At 59.8% G+C, this 19,444-nt stretch carries 15 protein-coding genes and 3 pseudogenes; 7 read left to right on the top strand and 11 right to left on the bottom strand.

Going from position 1 to position 19,444, the window contains the following annotated elements; genetic code table 11:
- Positions 1–388 precede the first annotated feature (388 nt).
- The 6 genes and pseudogenes from X728_RS1000000170655 to X728_RS138650 form a co-directional block, all read right to left on the bottom strand.
- The gene (locus X728_RS1000000170655) at positions 389–1,072 is read right to left on the bottom strand and encodes a hypothetical protein (protein ID WP_155924042.1); all 684 of its coding nucleotides are present in this window, start codon (positions 1,070–1,072) and stop codon (positions 389–391) included.
- Between the two features lie 157 nt (positions 1,073–1,229).
- The gene (locus X728_RS1000000172330; protein ID WP_348625652.1) at positions 1,230–1,340 is read right to left on the bottom strand and encodes a tyrosine-type recombinase/integrase; all 111 of its coding nucleotides are present in this window, start codon (positions 1,338–1,340) and stop codon (positions 1,230–1,232) included.
- 466 nt (positions 1,341–1,806) lie between these two features.
- Positions 1,807–3,975 (bottom strand): DPP IV N-terminal domain-containing protein, encoded by a 2,169-nt coding sequence (locus tag X728_RS138655; RefSeq protein ID WP_081732508.1) that lies wholly within the window; start codon positions 3,973–3,975, stop codon positions 1,807–1,809.
- Positions 3,976–4,659: 684 nt separating this feature from the next.
- Positions 4,660–5,111 (bottom strand): annotated as a pseudogene (locus tag X728_RS01795) (transposase); the annotation flags it as partial.
- Between the two features lie 300 nt (positions 5,112–5,411).
- Positions 5,412–5,729 carry a group II intron maturase-specific domain-containing protein gene (locus X728_RS1000000172335; RefSeq protein WP_081732509.1) on the bottom strand — a complete coding sequence of 106 codons (318 nt, stop codon included), beginning with the start codon at positions 5,727–5,729 and terminating at the stop codon, positions 5,412–5,414.
- 248 nt (positions 5,730–5,977) lie between these two features.
- Positions 5,978–6,454: an Lrp/AsnC family transcriptional regulator gene (locus tag X728_RS138650; RefSeq protein ID WP_023833045.1), complete on the bottom strand. Its 477-nt coding sequence runs from the start codon at positions 6,452–6,454 to the stop codon at positions 5,978–5,980.
- Between the two features lie 193 nt (positions 6,455–6,647).
- On the opposite strand from X728_RS138650, the pseudogene X728_RS1000000171165 reads away from it, so the two are divergent.
- A pseudogene (locus X728_RS1000000171165) lies at positions 6,648–6,851 on the top strand (hypothetical protein); the annotation flags it as partial.
- A 485-nt stretch (positions 6,852–7,336) separates the two neighbouring features.
- Here X728_RS1000000171165 and X728_RS138640 read toward each other — a convergent pair.
- The 5 genes and pseudogenes from X728_RS138640 to X728_RS138625 all read right to left on the bottom strand — a co-directional run bounded on the left by X728_RS138640 (position 7,337) and on the right by X728_RS138625 (position 11,963).
- On the bottom strand, positions 7,337–8,692 hold the full coding sequence (locus X728_RS138640; protein WP_032898222.1) for a Glu/Leu/Phe/Val dehydrogenase: 1,356 nt from the start codon (positions 8,690–8,692) through the stop codon (positions 7,337–7,339).
- Positions 8,693–8,940: 248 nt separating this feature from the next.
- The gene (locus X728_RS0136345; protein ID WP_031196070.1) at positions 8,941–9,423 is read right to left on the bottom strand and encodes a UPF0262 family protein; all 483 of its coding nucleotides are present in this window, start codon (positions 9,421–9,423) and stop codon (positions 8,941–8,943) included.
- Positions 9,399–10,556 (bottom strand): annotated as a pseudogene (locus tag X728_RS138635) (acetyl-CoA C-acetyltransferase); the annotation flags it as partial. The gene X728_RS0136345 and the pseudogene X728_RS138635, both read right to left, overlap by 25 nt.
- Positions 10,557–10,617: 61 nt before the next feature.
- Positions 10,618–11,247, bottom strand: coding sequence for a 3-oxoacid CoA-transferase subunit B (locus tag X728_RS138630; RefSeq protein ID WP_023833050.1), 630 nt, complete (start codon positions 11,245–11,247; stop codon positions 10,618–10,620).
- 17 nt (positions 11,248–11,264) lie between these two features.
- The gene (locus tag X728_RS138625; RefSeq protein ID WP_031196073.1) at positions 11,265–11,963 is read right to left on the bottom strand and encodes a CoA transferase subunit A; all 699 of its coding nucleotides are present in this window, start codon (positions 11,961–11,963) and stop codon (positions 11,265–11,267) included.
- A gap of 600 nt (positions 11,964–12,563) precedes the next feature.
- Here X728_RS138625 and X728_RS138620 point away from each other — a divergent pair.
- From X728_RS138620 to X728_RS01000000167305, 6 genes are all read left to right on the top strand, one after another.
- Complete coding sequence (locus X728_RS138620) at positions 12,564–13,682, top strand: ABC transporter substrate-binding protein (protein WP_196815113.1); 1,119 nt, start codon at positions 12,564–12,566, stop codon at positions 13,680–13,682.
- Between the two features lie 382 nt (positions 13,683–14,064).
- On the top strand, positions 14,065–15,276 hold the full coding sequence (locus X728_RS138615) for a serine hydrolase (RefSeq protein WP_245266218.1): 1,212 nt from the start codon (positions 14,065–14,067) through the stop codon (positions 15,274–15,276).
- Positions 15,277–15,754: 478 nt separating this feature from the next.
- Positions 15,755–16,870 carry an ABC transporter ATP-binding protein gene (locus X728_RS138610; RefSeq protein WP_023833054.1) on the top strand — a complete coding sequence of 372 codons (1,116 nt, stop codon included), beginning with the start codon at positions 15,755–15,757 and terminating at the stop codon, positions 16,868–16,870.
- The gene (locus X728_RS138605) at positions 16,867–17,781 is read left to right on the top strand and encodes an ABC transporter permease (RefSeq protein ID WP_155924043.1); all 915 of its coding nucleotides are present in this window, start codon (positions 16,867–16,869) and stop codon (positions 17,779–17,781) included. Before X728_RS138610 ends, X728_RS138605 begins: the two co-directional genes overlap by 4 nt.
- Positions 17,774–18,598, top strand: coding sequence for an ABC transporter permease (locus tag X728_RS138600; protein ID WP_023833056.1), 825 nt, complete (start codon positions 17,774–17,776; stop codon positions 18,596–18,598). Before X728_RS138605 ends, X728_RS138600 begins: the two co-directional genes overlap by 8 nt.
- Before the next feature lie 332 nt (positions 18,599–18,930).
- Positions 18,931–19,341 (top strand): hypothetical protein, encoded by a 411-nt coding sequence (locus X728_RS01000000167305; RefSeq protein WP_155924044.1) that lies wholly within the window; start codon positions 18,931–18,933, stop codon positions 19,339–19,341.
- Positions 19,342–19,444: the final 103 nt, after the last annotated feature.

The raw sequence follows: 19,444 nt of genomic DNA on the forward strand, positions 1-19,444 counted from the left end.
CAGCCTAGACGACCCGCTCCAAAATCCTAGTTGACATCCCCTGCCGCTTTTTTGCGATTATCAGCAATTGACGCATAATGTCTGCGTGATGGCCCAATTAGCATCTGTGTTCATGCATTTGGGGCAACTATGCGATTAGGCTGGGCTGCTGGTCTTGGCGAAGGCAGGCAGGGGCCTCTGGCCCCGATGGCCTGTTCGGCGGACGCGCTCGAGAATGACGGCATCGCCCTTTGGCAGGCTTGGGCGAACTGCGTGGAAACAGAGGTCTCAAATGGAGTGGTGGACCCTAAGCATCTGAGGCCTGTGGTGAAGGTCTGGGTCTTCCAGTGACCGAACAGTGACTTGGAGTGTATCCGCTAGCCCTTTGGGCATCGGCCATATAGGCGCGTCATCTTCGTGTGGTCGTGCCAGTCATCATCGATGAAGACCAGTCTGTGCGGTTCAAGCCGTTCAAGCGCATTCTTGGCTGCCGCCCGGATTTCGGCAGATGCAGCAACGTCCACCGCAAGGCGCTCGGCGGCGACAGCCGCGCTTTCGGCATCCGGTTCGAGATCGTTCCGCTGCGATCCGTCCCGCAGCCTGCGACACAGGTCGAGCTTAGCGACGCGATGGGTGCGCGGCCGAGGTAGGCAGCACCTACTTCGGTCCGCTGAAGGGCGGCTTGGCGTACACGATCCATTAACGGCGACGAGCCACGGAGATCGCCGAAGAAGCTCAACAGACCCTCGTTCAGAGGGGAGTTCATCAAGAAAGAGCGGCGGAACAGGCGCGGCAGCATGCGCAACGGACAGGAAGAGCCTTTGCCGGCAGACGACCCAACCCGCGTCATTGAGAGAGATGCCGCTGCCGGTACGATGCAATGGAGCTGGAGATAGTAGGTGAAGTTTTGGCCCCAGTGGAGGGCCGCGACTAGGCCGGCCTTGGCGCCGAGATGTCTGGGGTCTGCAGCGATCATGCGCAGGGTCTCAGCCGTCGTCTTGAACAGGATGGTGAGACCGCTGCCTTTCTGGATGGCAATCGGCGCGATTTGCTCCGACTGCGTGAAGACGGGGTGGAAATAGGCAACCCGCAAGATCTCGTTCTGTCACGCGGCAAACCAGTCCCAACAAGCTTGCCCATGGCACTCCGGGCAAATGCCGGTTGCGACAGGAATTATAGGCGATGCGGACCACCCCCGCAGGACCGGCATCTCTCAATACGCCATCTCCAGCCTCGCCGATATGGCGGGCTCAGGTATGGCGCACCGTCAAGGACAGATTGCTGTGGCCAAGCAGCACCTGGATGGCGCCGTCCTCCAGCAAATGCGTGGCGAAGCCGTGCCTGAGCGTGTGGACCATCACGCGCTGGCGCCCGCGCCGAGTGACAGGCCGAATACAACACCTCCACGGGGCGATTTGCGTCGCAGTCGGGAAACAGCCAGCCCAGCATCACGGTGCGGTCCTTGCCGCCCTTGTCGTGCTCGGCCCGGATGACCCCACGTTCGCTGTCGACGTGGCCGACCTCAGCCCCACAGTCTCCGAAGCGATGAAGGGTCACGTCATAGGCCATGGTCAAAGCCGTGACCGTTTTTAGGCTCGGCATCGAGAGCGCGGACGTCCTCAAGACCAAGCCGGTCCGGAGAGCGGCCGAGATGGCGGGACAACTTCGCCAACGCGTGGACATAGGATCGTTACGTGGCCGGCGACAGATTGCAGACCGATCATCTTCTCAATTATGCGTCAGCGAAGCGGGCTCAGTTCGGCCATATCATTGCTCCTATTCTCAAGATTGAGCATCAACAGACGCAATCCTTCAAAACGGAAGCCTTCACCGGCAAACCCCATTACCATCTGCCGCGTCAGCCGCTTCGTTACCAATATCCGGAACTCTTACATCCCTTGGCGGCTCGGCGCCCAGTAGGTGCTCCACAAAATAATCCCACGTGCGCTTGGTCACATACCCATCGCTTGCGGTCGTGGAATGGTTCAAGTCGGGAAGGATCAGCATATCAAAGTTTCGATCTGCCTTCGCGAGGGCGCCCGCCATCAATATCGTGTTTAGTGGATGAACGGCGTCATCCGCGTCGCCAGCAACCATCAGAAGGTGACCCTTAATCTGACCTGCAAGCGGCAAGTTTGACTGCGCTTGGTAACTCTCGGGGAATTTTGAAGGAAGTCCGTACCAGCGGTCATTCGAAAAAAAATACATGTAATTGTCACTGGATTGAGCTGAGGCGACGCCGACTTTGAAGACGTCGGGACGTTGGGCCATTAGCCGTACCGTGTAGTAACCTCCCCAACTGTGGCCGTATATCCCGACCCGTTCCGGATCGAGAAAATTGTATTTCGCCGCAAGTTGCTTGACGGCGGCCGCATGATCCGCCGCAACGACATCTGCTGAGCCGAAGTTCGGCCCCCAGGTTGCATCCCGGGCGCCACGGTCGAGCAGCGGTGTACCGCGGGCGTCGAGTACGAAAACCGCAAAACCGAGCTGTGCCAAAGCCATGGCTCCGCCGGCGCCTTCGCCCGGGAACCGAACAGGCGCATAACACCTGTGGGGCCCGCCGTAAATCGAATCGATGATCGGGAGCTGGCCGAATCCCTCCTTGCCCGATGGCAGGTAAAGCGTACCGTGTAGGACGGTCCTGCCATCGGCAGCTGTAACGCAGAAGCGCTCGGGCGCAACCCAGCCGCGCTCCACTAAGGGGTTGGGCCGGGTTCGCCAAAGCTCCGATCTTAGGGCACCCGTGCTCTCCCTGAGGACAACCGTGGGGGCCTGCGACAGCGTCGAGTAAACGTCAACAAAGGCGTCAACCCTAGGCGAGAGATGGACCTCGTGATCGGCATCTTCAGGCGTCAATAGGATGGGCTGACCACCGTCGAGCGAAATACGATAAAAATGCCGCAGGTACGGATCACGTCCTGGCTCGCGACCCGCAGCGGAGAAGAACACGGCACGCTCACGTGCATCGACCGCTGTTAGGTCGACAATCGACCAGGCACCCGAGGTCAACTGCTGAACAAGCTTTCCGGACGCTACGTCGTACAGGTAGAGATGAGCTCTGCCGTCCCGTTCCGAAACCAGGACGATCTGCCCGCCGCAGCCCACGGGCAGGAATATCTTTGAAGTCCAGGGGAAAGGCCGCAGAGGTTTGTCGTTGCGGTCGACTAGAACCTTGTGAGAAACGCCCGTCTGAGGGTCCACCCGGCACACCGTAAGGGTGTTTAGGTCTCGCGACTCCACACCGACGAACAGATAGCGACCGTCGTCCGTCCAGACTACCTTGTTGTCTTCGAGGGCACCGTAAAGCAGGAATAACGGCGGGACTTGCAGCTCACGCACCGTGCGCGTGAGGCGATCTATCAGCACGAGGGTGGCGGTCGGCACAGTGGTGTCGCCCGGAAGAGCGTAACGAAATGCATGTACTTCCGGTATCCGATGTCCCTCTGCGTCCGGAGCCGACGCGACTACATATGGAAGTGAGCGAAGCCCCCGCTGGTCTACGCGGACCGTTACGAAATAGCGCGAGTCAGGCGACCACGTCCCAACAACAGGCGGAACCCAGTGCTTTCGCAATCGCGTTAGCGGTTCGGACTCGGATCCATTGTCAGCAACAACGCCATAGGCGATGTCGCATGTGCCATCATGCGTAAGGCGATGACGGAAGCCTGTCTCCGTTTCGAGCATCGTCAAGTCGTAGCCATTTTGGACAATCCGCATGGCACCATCTGGCGATATGGCTCGATCCTCGATCGAACTAGCTTTTGGTTCTATGGATTCTCCGGACTCTACCCCCTTGCCGTCGCTGACGCGGAATGCGCCCACGATCTTCGATCCCGAGGCGGCTATAAGTTGTTCTGTTCCCAGCCAACGAAAAGTCGGGAACGCGTCGGGGACCGCAGATCGCACTGAAGAGAGCCCGACGGCTTGCATGTAACGCGCCGACAGTTCGGCGGACGTAGGGAATTCGCACTGCCGCTTTGAGCCTCGAGGCATTGTCGTCTATCTCCATTCCAGAGCCACAACACCGCTGCTCGGTTTTTTCCTGCGTGGGCCCAATTTAGACATGCGTGCCGCCGTTGGGATTCGTTGCGGCACATGGGTTGGTGGGATAACTACGATCTCTTTCTCTCGCCGGCCGTTTGCGAACCTCCTAACGTCTCAATCGTGCGCGCGATTGAGTTCCCTGCTGACGTTTGTGGGGGGGGGGGGGTGCTCAAACCCGGTAAATAGCGTTGGCCACAGCTGACGAAACAGGCCGTCCAACCACTACGCTTCCGCTTAATTGGGCGGCGGAAGAGCTTCCAGCGAGATGTGCAGTTTGGAGCCGACTTAGGCAGGATTGACCTCCTTGTCTCAGCGCAACTAGAGCTGAACGAACATTACTGCCCTCCTAAGACTGACTCGCACCAAAATAGGGCCTCGCGTCGCAGAAATTGTGCGGTCATTGGCCGATTGTGAAGCTTTATCTCGTCGATGCCAGTATGCTAGGGAGATGGCCTGCGGTTCGGAATGATGGGGGCATTTCGGGCAACTACCGCCGAGCAAGTGCGTGAACAACTCGTTTTCGGTTCCGTCAAGGTGGAAGAGGCGACCTTCATGGCGATAGCAATGTGCCGCGGAGTAGCCATTCGAACGGAGCACGTCGCGTTCCGGCGCACGTTGAAGTGCTGTCACCAGGCTCACCTCGCCAACCTTGAGTCTGTAACCGCGAAGGATCTCACGAATGCTGAGCTCGACGTCGGCAGCTTGGCCTGCAACAGCTTGCGGCCGACAAAAAGGGCCCGCACCTCCTGGGCATCTGCAGACTTGGCGTGCACAGGACGGTACCAGCCCATGCGCAGCAACTGCGCGATCCCGCGAGCGTCTTTGCGATCCGTCTTCACGGTCATCGCCGACAGCGCCGCCTTCACGTGCCGTGTCTCCAGCAACACCACCTCAACGCCAGCCTTGATCAGACCTTCGCGCAACCACTGCGACAGAGGTCCCGCCTCAAGGCCGATCCTGACTATCGGCAGCCCAAGATCGGCAAAATACTGCAACAGCGCATCAGGCTCACTCGCCACCTTCGTCTCACGCACGATCTTGCCTGATAAATCGACCACGCAAACGCTGCTCAGTTCCAGCGACAGTTCAGTAGGCGGTAAGCGCCGCGCCGCCGTTCAGCGACCGGTTTCTCACCGCCTCTCCCCGAACCGGGCATGCGTCTTTCGTTACGCACCCGGCTCTCCAGAAGACATGGTGAAGACATGGTAAAGTCAGGCATATCCATCCATGCGAGACGGAAGCGCCAGACGGGGGTCCTGGCGAGCATGTGTTGCTCGACCAATCCCTCGCGCCAGAGGCGTCTCGTCGGCCGGCGACTGCTGGGCTGATAGGCCGCCCAAATGTCACGCGACCGCGCTTTGGAGCGTTCTTCCGCAACCATCGCACTATACGCATGCCAGTGTACCAGTCGAGACTGGTGAACACCCGGCCGGCGTAGGCAAGTGACGGTAGTAATTCGCCCACCCGCGCAGGATGGGATTGAGCTCCCGAAGCTTGGAAGCCAGACTGCACCGGGCGGAACTCGTACCCGTACGTGCCTCGACNCAGGATGGGATTGAGCTCCCGAAGCTTGGAAGCCAGACTGCACCGGGCGGAACTCGTACCCGTACGTGCCTCGACCTTCCAACGCAGATCGGCGGCCTTTGTCTTGGGAATCTCGACGCATGGGCCGTAGCCGTAGCGTTTATCCCAGTGCATGACAAAGCGGAATCCGAGGAACTCGAACCCGCTAGTTTCTACAGGTATATTGGCAGGTGTGATGCGCTTCATATCCGGACAGAGATTGCAGGGCGGATGAGGTCTGAAAGGCAAGAGCGAGGGACGCCACAACCAAGAATTTTCCGGCAAACGGACTCCAGGCGATTGCCTAGCCATGGTCTGGCGTCGGCGCTTGCGCCGTTGATGCTTTCTTTAAGAGACCCGAGCTGGCATGAGCTTAGAATCGATCTGGTCAAACATCGGTCGGCATTTTGATCGGCACAGCGAGGCCGGTTTTTACCCGATCCATGACAACCATCGTCTTGACGGCTTTGATGTCAGAATTCTCGTAGAAGAAACGCCGTGTGAAAGCCTCATAGGCCTCCATGCTTTCTGCGGTAATATACAGAACAAAGTCCACGTCACCCGTGACGTAAAATCCATTCACCACCTCGGCAGTGGACTTAATAGCTTTCTTGAATCTGTCAATGATATCCGCCCGTTCCCGCTCTAGGCTAACGAGAACGAGCATTTGCACAGGCCTGCCCGCAGCCTTGGGAGAAACAATCGCAACATCGCACTCTATAATGCCTTCGAAGCGGAGCCGTTTCAATCGTCTCTGACAGGCGGTGGCTGAAAGACCGACCATATCTCCGAGAGCTTCAGACGTGAGGCGATTGTTCTTCTGCACGATTTCCAGGATGCGCGCGTCTATCCTATCATATTTCATTTCGGCTCCATCTAGGCTACGGCACAGTTTCCGTCCGTTTAGGAAAGGTCGGCGCGACAATCGTCTGCAAAATAGCTAGGAAAATCAGCTTTCTCAACGGCGAACCACATAACGTCCCTGCCAACCTTGAACCGTCCCACGGTTCAGGACTCAGACATTTCCGCCACGCGGCGAGCCTTAACGACTACTTGTACAGACGAAGCCAGGCAGTCCCGATATCATCGGTTGGATCACAGCGACAGCGCGATCTACCGTCGGGATGGTTAGCCAAAGGCTCGGGATAACCATGGAGCAGCACAGTGGTCTCGGCACCAATACATTAAATCGATCTGAGGAGAGGCTGATGCTTACGGACGACGGCGTTTCGCAAATTCAAAAGCCTTCTGCAACTGAATGATGCAGGAACAGGCAAAGGCGTCCGCGCGACAGAAGGAGTTCGAGACTAACTCGATTCTCGTATACTTTGGGGGCCAAGCGCGTCAGTTCCACAGCAGTTACTTCGCCGCGCCCACCAGAGAGGCCAAAACGATGGGATCGAACTCTGCTTGTTCACTTAGCTTCACTAGGATGGTCCTTCCATTTTTTGAGCCCGCAGCCGCTGGCTGAGGGGGCCGCGCCCACCTCGGCACCGTAGACTGCATTGGGTTCGTTGCTTTCGAGATTGGCAAGGCAGATCTCGGCGGTGCGCGCCAACCGGCAGGGCAGTTGGTAAACGCAATAGAGTCATACAGTCGATGGCCGTCGGCGCGATCATTTGAGGCGCCGCACTGCCATGTATGACGTCGGCGCTCCAACTCTGCAGCCGGGTAATACCGTTCTCAGGGGCTCGACAAATTCCGCCATCGCCTCGTCCGCGCGTTCGTGACGTTTAAGATTCAGGGCTCAAATCCCGATCGCCTCGTATGCGGCTGCGATCTGTCGAATGGACGCGACATGGGCAGCCGTCCGGTAGTCGCCGAGTTCCGGCTGCTCCTCAAGGAGATCGGCGATGCGAGCCCAGGTGCTGCGCATGACGTCCTCCAGGCCGGACCGAACGAGATCGATCTCAGCGCCGCCTTCAAGGAATTCGTCGCGCATGTCGGCGGGAAACGTCTTGCCCGTCATCCGCTCGAGCGCTGTCGCGATCGTCTGGTTGCGCCGCTCCCGCCGCCGCCTTTCCATCAAGCCGAATGGAATGTGGGTCAGGTTCTTCACCCATTCGAAATAGCTCACGACCACACCGCCCGCGTTGACATAGAGATCGGGGAGGATCGTCACGCCTCGCGAGCACAGCATCTGATCGGCCTCGAAGGTGATCGGGCCATTAGCGGCTTCGACGATGAGATGCGCTTTGATGCGCTCGGCATTGTCGATGTGAATGGCGTTCTCCATGGCTGCCGGGATGAGGACATCGCAGGTCTCTTCCAGGCCCGTCATGTCGCCCGCGAAAGACTTGGCGCCGGCAAAGCCCAGAATGCTGCCGGTGCGCACCTGATGCTGCTTCAACGCCTCGACGGGAAGACCTTCGGGGTTGGTGACATATCCGTCGCGTTCGGTAACGACCGTGACCAGCGCGCCATCTTCCTCGGCGAGGAATTTGGCAGCGTGGTAGCCAACATTACCAAACCCTTGGACTATCACCGAGGCTCCTTTGAGATCGCGCCGGCCATTCAACCCCGGGGTGCGGGGATCGCGAAGGAAGCTCTGGATGGCGAATTGCACGCCCCTCCCCGTCGCTTCGGTCCGTCCGGCAATCCCACCCTTGGAGAGCGGCTTTCCCGTCACGCAGGCGCGTGCGTTGATCACATCCATAGGATTGGCCCGGCGGAACTCGTCTGCCATCCAGGCCATTTCCCGCTCGCTCGTGCCCACGTCCGGAGCCGGCACATTGAGGCCGGGACCGATCAGGCCGCGCTTTGTGAGTTCCTGGGTAAAGCGCCGGGTGATGCGCTCGAGTTCCTGCGGCGTCCAGTCACGCGGGTCAATCCTCAGCGCGCCCTTGGAGCCGCCAAACGGCACATCGACCAGCGAGCATTTGAGCGTCATCAGCGCCGCAAGCGCTTCCACCTCTTCAGCATCGGCATCAGGCGCAAAGCGGATACCGCCCTTGACCGGCTCGCAATGTTCACTGTGCACCGACCGCCAGCCGACAAAGCTATACATCCGGCTGCGGAGTCTTACGCCAAAGCGCACCGTATAGGTTGAGTTGCACTGGATGATCCGCTCCGGCAGTCCCTCGGGAAGGTCGAGAAACGACATGGCGTGTTTGAGGTTGAGGTCGACGCTTTGCAGAAAGCTTGAAGGGAAGTTCGAGACAGAGGCATCCATGGTCTATTCTCCGATGGTGTTAGATGTGCTCGATGCGCAGTGACCGTCGCCCAATCGTGTTTCGATGATGGCGGCATCGTCGGTCGCGGCAGGATCCAGAATTGACCTGCCCCAATGCCTCCTATGCCTTCGACCATTTCGAGTTCTTTCTTTGCGCACCACGCTGCTACCCATTCGACTCATCTCAGCAGAGTGCGCTGGCTAGCGCTTCGCATGAGCAGCACACAGATGAGGGTGAACAGCCGTCGGGCGGTGTCGCTGTCGAGGGTAACCTTGGCGGCGAGCCGCTCCCTCAGCAGCTCGGAGGCGTGGTTGTGAATGGCGCGGCGGCCCATGTCGATCGCTTCAAGCCTGGCAGGGCTCGCGCGCATCATGGCGTCGTAGTAGCTCTCGCAGATCAGGATGTAGTCCTTGAGGAGTCGGCGGAACGGACCGAGCGACAGAAGGTGGCTCACGACATGCACTCCCTTCCCGGTGGCAATATGCAGCGCCAAGCGTGCATCCGCGAATGCGAGGCTGAGTCGATAGGGCCCGCCGTCATGGCCGACCGGAATGAAGATGTTGTTCGCGAGCAGGTCATCGACGGCGATGGCGCGTTCCCGCTCGACGTGCGCGTTGCGGCTGCTGAACGAGCCGTGATGCCCATGCCGCCGCCGATGCACAAGGTCGCAAGCCCCTTGGAGACGCCGCGCCGCTTCATCTCAAAGAGCAGCGTGTTGAGGATGCGCGCGCCGGAGGCGCCGATCGGATGCCCGACGGCGATCGCGCCGCCGTTGACGTTGACGATCGATGGATCCCAGCCGAGATCCTTGTTGACGGCGCAGGCCTGCGCCGCGAAGGCCTCGTTCGACTCGACGAGTTCGACGTCGCCGACGGACCAACCGGCCTTTTCCAGCGCCTTGCGTGATGCGGGGATCGGTCCCGTGCCCATGATCTGCGGGTCGACGCCGGCCGTCGCCCAGGAGACGACACGTGCAAGCGGCTGGATGCCGCGCCTTCCGGCCTCCGCCTCGGTCATCAGAAGCGTGGCGGCAGCACCGTCGTTGATGCCCGATGCGTTACCGGCGGTGACCGTGCCGTCCTTGTCGAAAGCGGGCCGGAGCTTCGCTATGGAATCGAGCGTGGCGCCATGGCGGATATATTCGTCCTGGTCGACGGTCAGGTCGCCCTTACGGGTCTTGACAATGAAGGGGACGATCTCATCGGCGAACTTGCCGGCCTTCTGCGCAGCTTCTGCCTTGTTCTGGGAGCGGAGTGCGAACTCATCCTGCTCCTCGCGGGAAAGCTGCCACTTGCGGGCAATGTTCTCTGCGGTAATGCCCATGTGGTAGCCATAGAAGGCGTCCATCAGGCCATCCTTGATCATCGTGTCGATCATCTTGAAATCGCCCATCTTCACGCCGGCGCGCAGATGCGCGCAGTGCGGCGCTATCGACATCGACTCCATGCCGCCTGCAACGATGATATTCGCGTCGCCGGTCGCAATCTGCTGCATGCCAAGAGCCACCGCACGCAATCCCGAACCGCAGAGCTGGTTCATGCCCCAGGCGGTCTTGTCCTGCGGGATGCCGGCCTTCATCGCCGCTTGCCGTGCCGGGTTCTGGCCTTCGCCGGCGGGCAGCACCTGGCCGAGAATCAGCTCGTCCAACTCCCCCGCATCGACGCCCGCCCGTTGGAGCACCGCCTTGATGACCACGGCGCCGAGTTCATGCGCCGGGGTGGCAGCGAAACTGCCGTTGAAGGAACCGATCGCGGTGCGGGCGGCGCTGGCGACGACGATGGATTGAGTGCTCATGATCGTTCCCTTCGCTGGTTCAAATTGGCAGAGGTTGGGCAACTCGCCGAAGCGTCCCTGATCAGTAGACGATCGCTGCTTCGGTCGCGCTGCGTAATTCGTCGTCGGTGACGCCATCGGCGAGCTCCACCAGCTTCAGCCCGCCCTCAACGACATCGAGCACGCCGAGATTGGTGATGATGCGATCGACGACGCCCTGGCCGGTGAGCGGCAGGGTGCAGGCCTTCAGCACCTTCGATTCCCCGGCCTTGTTGGTGTGGTCCATGACGACGACCACCCGCTTCACGCCCGCGACGAGATCCATGGCACCGCCCATGCCCTTGACGAGCTTGCCGGGGATCATCCAGTTGGCGAGATCGCCGTTCTCGGCGACTTCCATGGCGCCCAGGATCGCCATGGCAATCTTGCCGCCGCGGATCATGGCAAAGCTCTGGGCCGAGTCGAAGAAGGCTGAATGCGGCAGTGCCGTGACCGTCTGCTTGCCGGCATTGATGAGATCGGCGTCGATCTCGTTCTCGGCTGGGAATGGGCCAATGCCGAGCAAGCCGTTCTCCGACTGCAGCGTCACATGCACGTCATCGGGAATATGGTTGGCGACCAGCGTGGGAATGCCGATGCCAAGATTGACGTAAGTGCCGTCTTCAAGCTCTCGGGCGGCGCGCGCCGCCATTTGGTTGCGATCCCAGGCCATGTCTCTTCTCCCTCCCCTCAAGCCGCCGCGCGCGTGGTGCGCTGTTCGATGCGTTTCTCGTGCTCGCCCTGGATCAGGCGATGAACATAGATCCCCGGCAGGTGAACCTGATCGGGATCGAGGCTGCCGACGGGAACGATCTCCTCGACTTCCGCCACGCAGACCCTGCCGCACGTGGCCGCCGGCGGATTGAAGTTGCGCGCCGTCTTGCGAAAGACGAGATTGCCGGAAGCATCCGCCTTCCAGGCCTTGACGATCGACAGGTCGGCGACGATGCCGGTCTCGAGCACGAAGCTCTCGCCATTGAAACTCTTCACCTCCTTGCCCTCGGCCACGACGGTGCCGACACCGGTTCGAGTGTAGAAGCCGGCAATGCCGGCACCCCCTGCCCGCATGCGCTCGGCCAGCGTCCCTTGTGGGTTGAACTCTAGCTCAAGCCCGCCGCTCAGGTACTGGCGCATGAACTCGGTGTTCTCGCCAACATAGGAAGAAATCGTCTTCTTGATCTGCTTCGTCTTCAAAAGCACGCCGAGCCCGAAGTCGTCGACGCCGCAGTTGTTCGAGGCGACCGTCAGCTCTTTCGTGCCCGCCTCCCGGATCGCATCGATCAGAAGCTCGGGGATGCCACAAAGACCAAATCCGCCAGCAGCAATAAACATTCCGTCAAACAACAGACCGTTTAGCGCAGAACCCGCGTCACTATAGACTTTGTTCATATAGCTCACCCAATACTTCATCGTTATCGCGAGTCGCCATCCGAGCGCGCCAGCTCAACAGTTGCCGCTTGTTCTTAGCGGCGCGATTTGCCTCGCAAACTATGCTCCCGTAACACATCTAGTCGGAATGCCTGCCTGTGCGCGAGCATTGACAGTTATTCCAACGACCGAAGATTTATGATCGGGCGGGCGCCATTCTCCTCGCGCCGCCGAACGGCGTGGCAGAAACCCGTAGTCTACCGTGTTTTTCTAGGCGCGCCGCGTTACGCAAGCATGCCGGAACCCGCTGCGGCCCTTTGTCATCGCCAGCAATGGCGGAAAACGCCCGCTCTGCGGCTGCTCATTCGGGCGCGCGACCTGTTCGTGCACGCACAACGGCCAGGATGGCGCTAGGCACCGCGACGGACAGATCCTCGCCGACCGCCTGTCCGGAGCCAGGGTAGAATGTTCCCCTCAACCAGCATCGTCTATCAAGCTGATGAGGTTTGAAGCTACTCCAGATCATAACAATCGAAGTTGGGGCATAACAAATCGGCCTATTCGAAGAGGCGCCGCTCGGTTGAAGCTAGACCCCAGATGAACTCGATGGAGAGCTTTCTCATGCCCAATAGACGTCAAGTTATCAAAAGCGTCGCAGGCTTGGCGCTCATTTCATCGACTCCTTGCCTCTTGCCCTCGCCGGCCACGGCCGCCTCCACCGCCGACCTCGTTGCCGCAGCCAAAGCGGCGGGACAGACGAAGGTGGTGATTGCGATCGGCGGAGGGGTCTATCTCGACGTCCTCAAGGAGCTGTTCTTCGACCCTTTCACGAAGGAAACCGGAATCCAGACGGCTTTCGTCAGCGGCGGCGGCTATGAGGAGCGAATAGCACGTCTGCGCGCCATGAGCGAAACGAACAACATGGAGTGGGACATCGTCGCAACGACCCACGACACCGTGCGGTCTCCCGAGATTGCGAACTATGTCGAGAATCTGCGCGATTGCTCGGAGTTGTCCAATGTGGTGTCCGAAGGGGTTGACGGGTCCTGCTTAGGGAACGCGGTTCTCTGGGCCGCGACGGGCAACGGCATCGCCTACGACGAAAGCGCGTTTCCGAATAGCAGCATGAGGAACTGGGCCGATTTCTGGGACGTTAAGGCGTTCCCAGGGCCGCGCGCGCTCCCAAATGTCGGCACCCCTTGGTATGTGCTGACCGCCGCAATGCTTGCGGACGGCGTCGACCCAAAAGACGTTTACCCGCTGGATCTCGACCGCGCGTTCAAGAAGCTCGACGAGCTCAAGCCGAACATTACTGTCTGGTGGACCAGCGGTGACCAAGCTCAGCAATTGCTGTGGACCAAGGAAGTGGTCGCAACAATGGTCTGGAATGGACGTGTCGCAGCTCTCCGCATGGAAGGCTTCCCGATTTCCTTCGTGTGGAGCGGCGCCATGCTCGACGCAGACGTGCTCGCGTTCATCAAGGGCGCGCCACATGCGATCGCTGCCAAGGCATTGCTGAACTACCTTTACACGCGGCCGGAGGCACATGCCGCATTCGCCAAGCGGTTGAACTACGCGCTGCCCAACAAACATGCAGGCGATTTCTTCGACGCCGATATCAAATCGGCGCTCCCGACCGCACCACAGAACTGGTCGAGGATCGTGGAAACGGACGTGACTTGGCTGTCGAAAAACAGGCAGGAGCTGATCGAACGCTGGACGGCATGGATCAGCGGCTAGAAGAATTCGGCTGGACGTGGAGTAGGGAGCGCAGAGACGTCAGAAAGTCGGACGAGGCCTAGGCGATCAAGCCAAGCTTGCAGCCTACCAGTCGGGAATCCGTAGGAGCAAAGCCCCTGAACACATGAATGTACAATCGGTGGATCACGTCCGTAGCCGTTGGCATCACGTCGCTGACGTGCTGACTGGCGCTCGCAATTGGGTCTTCGGATCGCGGCGACGATCTTCCAGGTATTCTCCTGTCAGCTGACGCAAGAACGTTGCTGTGACATGGCGGCTGGCGCGGTGCAGCTCGAGACCGGGTCACGGGCGACCACGTTATGTGAACGGGCGGCGGGTAGTTCCAACGCTTGAGCGATCCGTAACGGCAATGGAGAACGAAATGATGAATGACACGAGCCCCGACTGGCAGCCCGATCCGATGGAGCCCGGCGCGCCAATGATTCCGCAGAAGGGGTGGGATCTTTCGCCGTACAACCGCTGGACGTTTCAGCGGATTCGTGAATTTGTTCCGACCGCGCAAATCTGGCGCGGCCAGGGACCTGCCCTGCCGCTTCCAAGGCACATCACTGACATCGATGGAATCGAGTTCGAGGTGGCCGGACGGCGTTCCATCATCCGCGAGTTCCTGGACAGCAGCTTTACCGACGGATTCCTTGTTCTTTCCCGCGGCCAGGTCGCAATCGAACGTTATATGAACGGCTTCACGCCGCATTGCCAACACGTCGCCATGTCGGTGTCGAAGTCGATTACGGGGACGGTCTTTGGCATACTAGTCGACAAGGGCCTCATCGACACGGACAGCTTGGTGACGCGGTATCTGCCGGAGCTTGAATCGACAGCTTATCGCGGTGCCACGGTGCAGCATGTGCTGGACATGACGGCCGGTGCGTTGGTCACCGGGCCCTACACGAAGTCTGGTACGCACGCGGAGATGCTTATGGTGGCTGCGGGATGGCGGCCGAAGGCATTTCCCGACTACCCTCAGACCACTTGGCAGCTCTTCCTGAAACTGACCGAGCAGGAGGCTCCGCATGGCGAACGATTCGAGTACCGGTCGCTCGAGAACAACTTGCTGGGCTTCATCATACAGCGTGCAAGCGGGAAGCGGTTCGCGGATCTCGTCAGCACTGAACTGTGGGCGCCCATGGGGGCGGAGGAAGACGCCTACATTACCGTCGATGGAGGCGGTTTTGCCTGCACGGATGGCGGCTTCAATGCGACCCTTCGTGATTATGCCCGGTTTGCGCTGTTGCATCTCCGCAGCGGAAATTTGAACGGGAAGCAGATTGTTCCATCGGAATGGATCGAGAAGACGCGAAGGGCCGATAACGATCTATTCCGGATGTTCGGGGGCGAAGAAAGAGCATACCTCCCGAAAGGCGCTTATCACAATACATTCTGGATCGAGAACCCGGAGCGGCGCGCCTATATGTCCCTCGGGCACGGCGGCCAGACAATCTATATCGACCCGCAGACCGATTTTGCGGCGGTGAAGCTGTCGTGCTGGCCGGATGATGGGAAATCATCGGATCGTTGGGTCGAGGATCTGGCAGCGATCCACGGCATCAGGGATGCGCTGGCGAGCCGCTGAATGGCTGGTCGGGAGCACGATGCCGGTGGCGCCCGCAATCGCACCGGCCTCGTTCTCCCAGGCTGACGCAGCACGGCGGCCGAACTCGCCTAGCTCGCGCGCTTTACCCCGCGGGTACTGAGGCGCCCTCCTTCTGGTCGATCACAATGGCTGCGCGAAAACGAGGCCCAGATCTTGGCGTCCTGAAGTGCCTGTCGCGGATAAACTCGACAGCCTCGACGCTAGCCGGTGGAACTGCTGGCCTGTTTTTTGCAGGCTTGCTCCATTGAAAGTCGCAGACAGAGCTGTGCGTCGGAAGCAACGGTCTCTCCGGCCATAACCAATAGGGTCAGATCATAACAGCATGGGCTTGTGCTCGACTTCCCTGTGTCTAGCATAACCGCATAAGGCGCAGAGACCGTTCGGGTCGGGATCGGCGTCCAACTTGGTGGACTTTAGCCCGATGTGAGTTCAAGCAACAAACCAGAGTGGGAACGCAATGAAAGGTGAAAGCGTCACGGTCCGCAAAATCGCGAAACGCTACGGATCGGTCACCGCGGTCGAGAATGTGTCGGTCGATGTGAAAGTTGGAGAGTTCCTCTCGCTCCTCGGGCCCTCGGGTTCCGGCAAAACGACCCTCTTGATGATGATTGCGGGTTTTGAGCTGCCGACCTCAGGTCTCATCGAGATCGGCGCGACCGATGTGACGCATGTTGCTCCCAACAGGCGCAATGTGGGCATGGTCTTCCAGAAATATGCCCTCTTCCCCCACATGTCGGTGCACGAGAACGTTGCATTCCCCCTGCGCATGCGGAAGGTCGATCGTGCGCAGATCGCGCGGCGGGTCGGCGAAGCTCTCGCCATGGTCCAGCTCGATGCCTATGGCAACCGGATGCCCACCCAATTGTCGGGCGGGCAGCAACAGCGTGTTGCCCTCGCGCGGGCGCTGGTCTTCGAGCCCCCCGTGCTCCTGATGGACGAGCCCCTCGGCGCGCTCGACAAGAAACTGCGCGAGCAGCTGCAGATCGAGATCAAGACTCTTCAGCAGCGTCTTGGCGTTACCGTCATCTATGTGACCCACGATCAGGAGGAAGCCTTGACCATGTCGGACCGCATCGCGGTCATGAACGATGGTCACATTGCCCAGATCGGCACCCCGGCCAGCCTCTACAGCGAGCCCGCCTCTCCATTCGTCGCAGATTTCATCGGCAAAATGAACTTCCTGCCGGTCGAATATCTGGGATCCGAGAAGGCCGGCCACCAGATCAGGGTCGCCGACGACTCGACGCTCAGCGTGACGCGCTCGCTCAACGGACACGCCTTTGAGCTTTCTCCCGGACTGTCACTGCAGGCCGCGATCCGGCCGGAGAACATCTCCCTTGCCGCACGCGGATCCGGCGGCCCGCACGCCATCGCCGGAACCGTCGACACCTCGATCTATCTCGGCACGCACCAGATTCTTCTGGTTAACATCGATGGACGCAACGGCCCCCCACTCCATATCCAGACATCGGCAAGCCGAGACCTGTCGGCATTCGCGCGCGGCGATGCGGTCGACATCCTGTTCCAGGCCGATTCCATTCACCTGTTTTCAGGCAAGGGCGACGGCCAATGAGCGGTCTGGACGTGTCTCCCTTCAGTCCCACCCCCGCGCCACGTTTTAGGCGGCTCTTCGTGGTCACCGGAACCGGCGGTAGATATCCCCCGCTCTTGACGGCTGCGCTGCTGCTGCCCCTCCTTCTGCTTTTATTCTTTAGCTTTCTATACCCGGTTGGCCGCATGCTGGTCGGCAGCCTGTTCGACCCAGGCTTCACCCTTGACAATTATGTCCGCATGTTCATCGAACCGCTTTATCTGAAGGTTCTGCTGCGTACGCTCTGGATCGCATTTGCGACGACGGTTGGCGCCTTCGTCCTTGGATATCCGGTTGCCTTCGCCATGGCGCGGGCGGGCGGCAAGCTCAGCCTCTGGATTGCAGCCTGCGTCCTGATCCCGCTATGGACTTCGGTTCTTGTGCGCTCCTATGCCTGGATCATTCTGTTGCAGCGCAGGGGCGTCCTCAATGACATCCTCAACGGAACCGGCATCATCGAAGAACCGCTCAGGATGATCTATACCGAAGGCGCGGTGATCGTCGCCATGATCCATGTGATGCTGCCGTTCATGGTCCTGCCGATCTACGGCGCCCTGCGGACCATTCCAAAGGAACTGACCCAGGCCGCCGCGAACCTCGGCGCCGGCGTCTTCACCACCTTTTTCAAGGTGACTTTGCCGCTCAGTCTGCCCGGCGTCTTCGCCGGCACGCTGATGACCTTCATCCTTGCCCTCGGGTTCTACGTTACGCCCGCTCTGGTGGGCGGCCCTCAAACCCTGATGATGGCGACATTGATCGGACAGCAGACGACGGTCTTGCTCAACTGGCCGTTTGCGGGCGCACTGGCGACGGTTCTTCTTATGGTTACCTTGGTGCTCACGTTCATGTTCCGCAGGGTCCTGGCCACCTCTAGAGGATTCGCCAATGTCTGAGACGATCGCCTTGAGCCAGACGCGCCCGTTTCGTCTCCTCGTGCTCGGCAAACTCGCCGCAGGCGCTGTTATTGGGCTCATCCTGTTCTTCCTGATTCTGCCCACGCTGATCGTCATACCGATCTCGTTCGGCAGTGCCCCCTACATCGAGTTCCCGCCCTCCGGACTGACGCTGCATTGGTACGGCCAGTTCTTCAGCGATCCCGACTGGATCGCGGCGACGTTTTTCAGCCTGCGCATCGCTTTCTTCACCACCATTTCAGCGACGCTCGTCGGAACCCTTGCCGCGGTGGGCTTGGTCCGAGGCGATCTGCCGGGCAAATCGCTTGTTCTCGGTTTGGCGCTCAGCCCCCTGATCGTTCCGCATATCATCATGGCAATCGCACTTTATCTATTCTTCGCGCCGCTTCAGCTGACGGGAAATTTCTTCGGCTTTCTCTTGGCGCACACCATGCTGACCGTTCCCTATGTAGTCATTGCCGTCTCGGCATCGCTGCAGCGCTTCGATCCCATTCTCGAAATGGCTGCCCTTAGTTGCGGGGCCGGGCGCGGCCGCGCCTTCTTCGAGGTCGTCCTGCCACAAATCACCCCTGGCGTGATCACCGGCGCGGTTTTCGCCTTCATCTCCTCGTTCGATGAGGCAACCGTCGCCTTTTTCATCTCCGGCATTGAGGGCAAGACGATAACCAGAAAGCTGTTCGAGGACATTGACTTCAATCTCACCCCAGTCATCGCAGTCGTCTCCACAATCATCCTTGCCATCTCAATCCTGCTGATGGGCATGATACGCCTATTCCAGAACAGAGCGAATTCCTGATCATCTTCCCGCCCAGCCTAGCTTCAAGTGACATGAACAGCGGCTGGCGAGGCCCTCGCCGGCGCTGCGCGGCAAGCCCGACGCTTGCGCGATCGTTGTTACCTGCGCGGTTTCCGGGGCCAGACGTCGCTTAATCGGAATAACGAAAAACGCCGCGCTCATAACTGATGGGAAATTCCAAGAAGCCCAAAAGTTCATAGACTGCAGTTGTGGAGCCGCGAACGACCAACGGGACTCCTTGCGCCGGAGTGATCAGATTCAACGAAGCGTGAATGTGTAACGTGATCTCGATCCCACTTTGTATCGATGATCATAAAACCTTGGGGTAACAAATGAAGACCCAACTCGTGATTAGCCGATACGCGCTCGCGGCATTCTCGCTGCCAGTGCCTGCGGCCCACGCGATGGCGCAGGACCGCCAGGTCGTCTTGACAGGCTTTGGGGGCGCCTACGACAAGATCGTCCGCGAATACTGGCTGAGCCCCTTCGAAGAGGCCACCGGCATCAAGGTTGTGGTCGTCCCGACCGCCAATTCCGCCGAACTGCGTGCCAAGGTGCAGGCCAAACCAGTAACGTCACATGGGATATCTTCGTTGACGGTGAAATGGACGCCGAGGCGCCGTCCCACGCCGAGCGTGCGGCGAACATTGACGACTTCTGCGCGCAGTTCAAGGATCGAGCAGATCTGCTGCCCGGCTCCTGCAAGGCATCAGGCGTCCTCTGGGGCCGAGGTGCGACGCTGATGACCTACAGCAAGGAGCATTTCCCCAGAGCGCGGAAGCGCGTGCCAACATGCCGACCGCCGAGCAGATCGGTTCCGAAATGGTGGTTCCGGACGCCGAGTGG

Source organism: Mesorhizobium sp. L103C119B0 (genome assembly GCF_000502235.1).
Classification (GTDB): Bacteria; Pseudomonadota; Alphaproteobacteria; order Rhizobiales; family Rhizobiaceae; genus Mesorhizobium.

Excerpts from the sequence above, each read along its gene's own strand:
- X728_RS138625 (WP_031196073.1), bottom strand. The coding sequence starts at position 11,963 with ATGAACAAAGTCTATAGTGACGCGGGTTCTGCGCTAAACGGTCTGTTG.
- X728_RS138615 (WP_245266218.1), top strand. The coding sequence starts at position 14,065 with ATGATGAATGACACGAGCCCCGACTGGCAGCCCGATCCGATGGAGCCC.
- X728_RS138600 (WP_023833056.1), top strand. The coding sequence starts at position 17,774 with ATGTCTGAGACGATCGCCTTGAGCCAGACGCGCCCGTTTCGTCTCCTC.
- X728_RS138650 (WP_023833045.1), bottom strand. The coding sequence starts at position 6,454 with ATGAAATATGATAGGATAGACGCGCGCATCCTGGAAATCGTGCAGAAG.
- X728_RS138610 (WP_023833054.1), top strand. The coding sequence starts at position 15,755 with ATGAAAGGTGAAAGCGTCACGGTCCGCAAAATCGCGAAACGCTACGGA.
- X728_RS138605 (WP_155924043.1), top strand. The coding sequence starts at position 16,867 with ATGAGCGGTCTGGACGTGTCTCCCTTCAGTCCCACCCCCGCGCCACGT.
- X728_RS138640 (WP_032898222.1), bottom strand. The coding sequence starts at position 8,692 with ATGTCGTTTCTCGACCTTCCCGAGGGACTGCCGGAGCGGATCATCCAG.
- X728_RS138630 (WP_023833050.1), bottom strand. The coding sequence starts at position 11,247 with ATGGCCTGGGATCGCAACCAAATGGCGGCGCGCGCCGCCCGAGAGCTT.
- X728_RS138620 (WP_196815113.1), top strand. The coding sequence starts at position 12,564 with ATGCCCAATAGACGTCAAGTTATCAAAAGCGTCGCAGGCTTGGCGCTC.
- X728_RS01000000167305 (WP_155924044.1), top strand. The coding sequence starts at position 18,931 with ATGAAGACCCAACTCGTGATTAGCCGATACGCGCTCGCGGCATTCTCG.
- X728_RS138655 (WP_081732508.1), bottom strand. The coding sequence starts at position 3,975 with ATGCCTCGAGGCTCAAAGCGGCAGTGCGAATTCCCTACGTCCGCCGAA.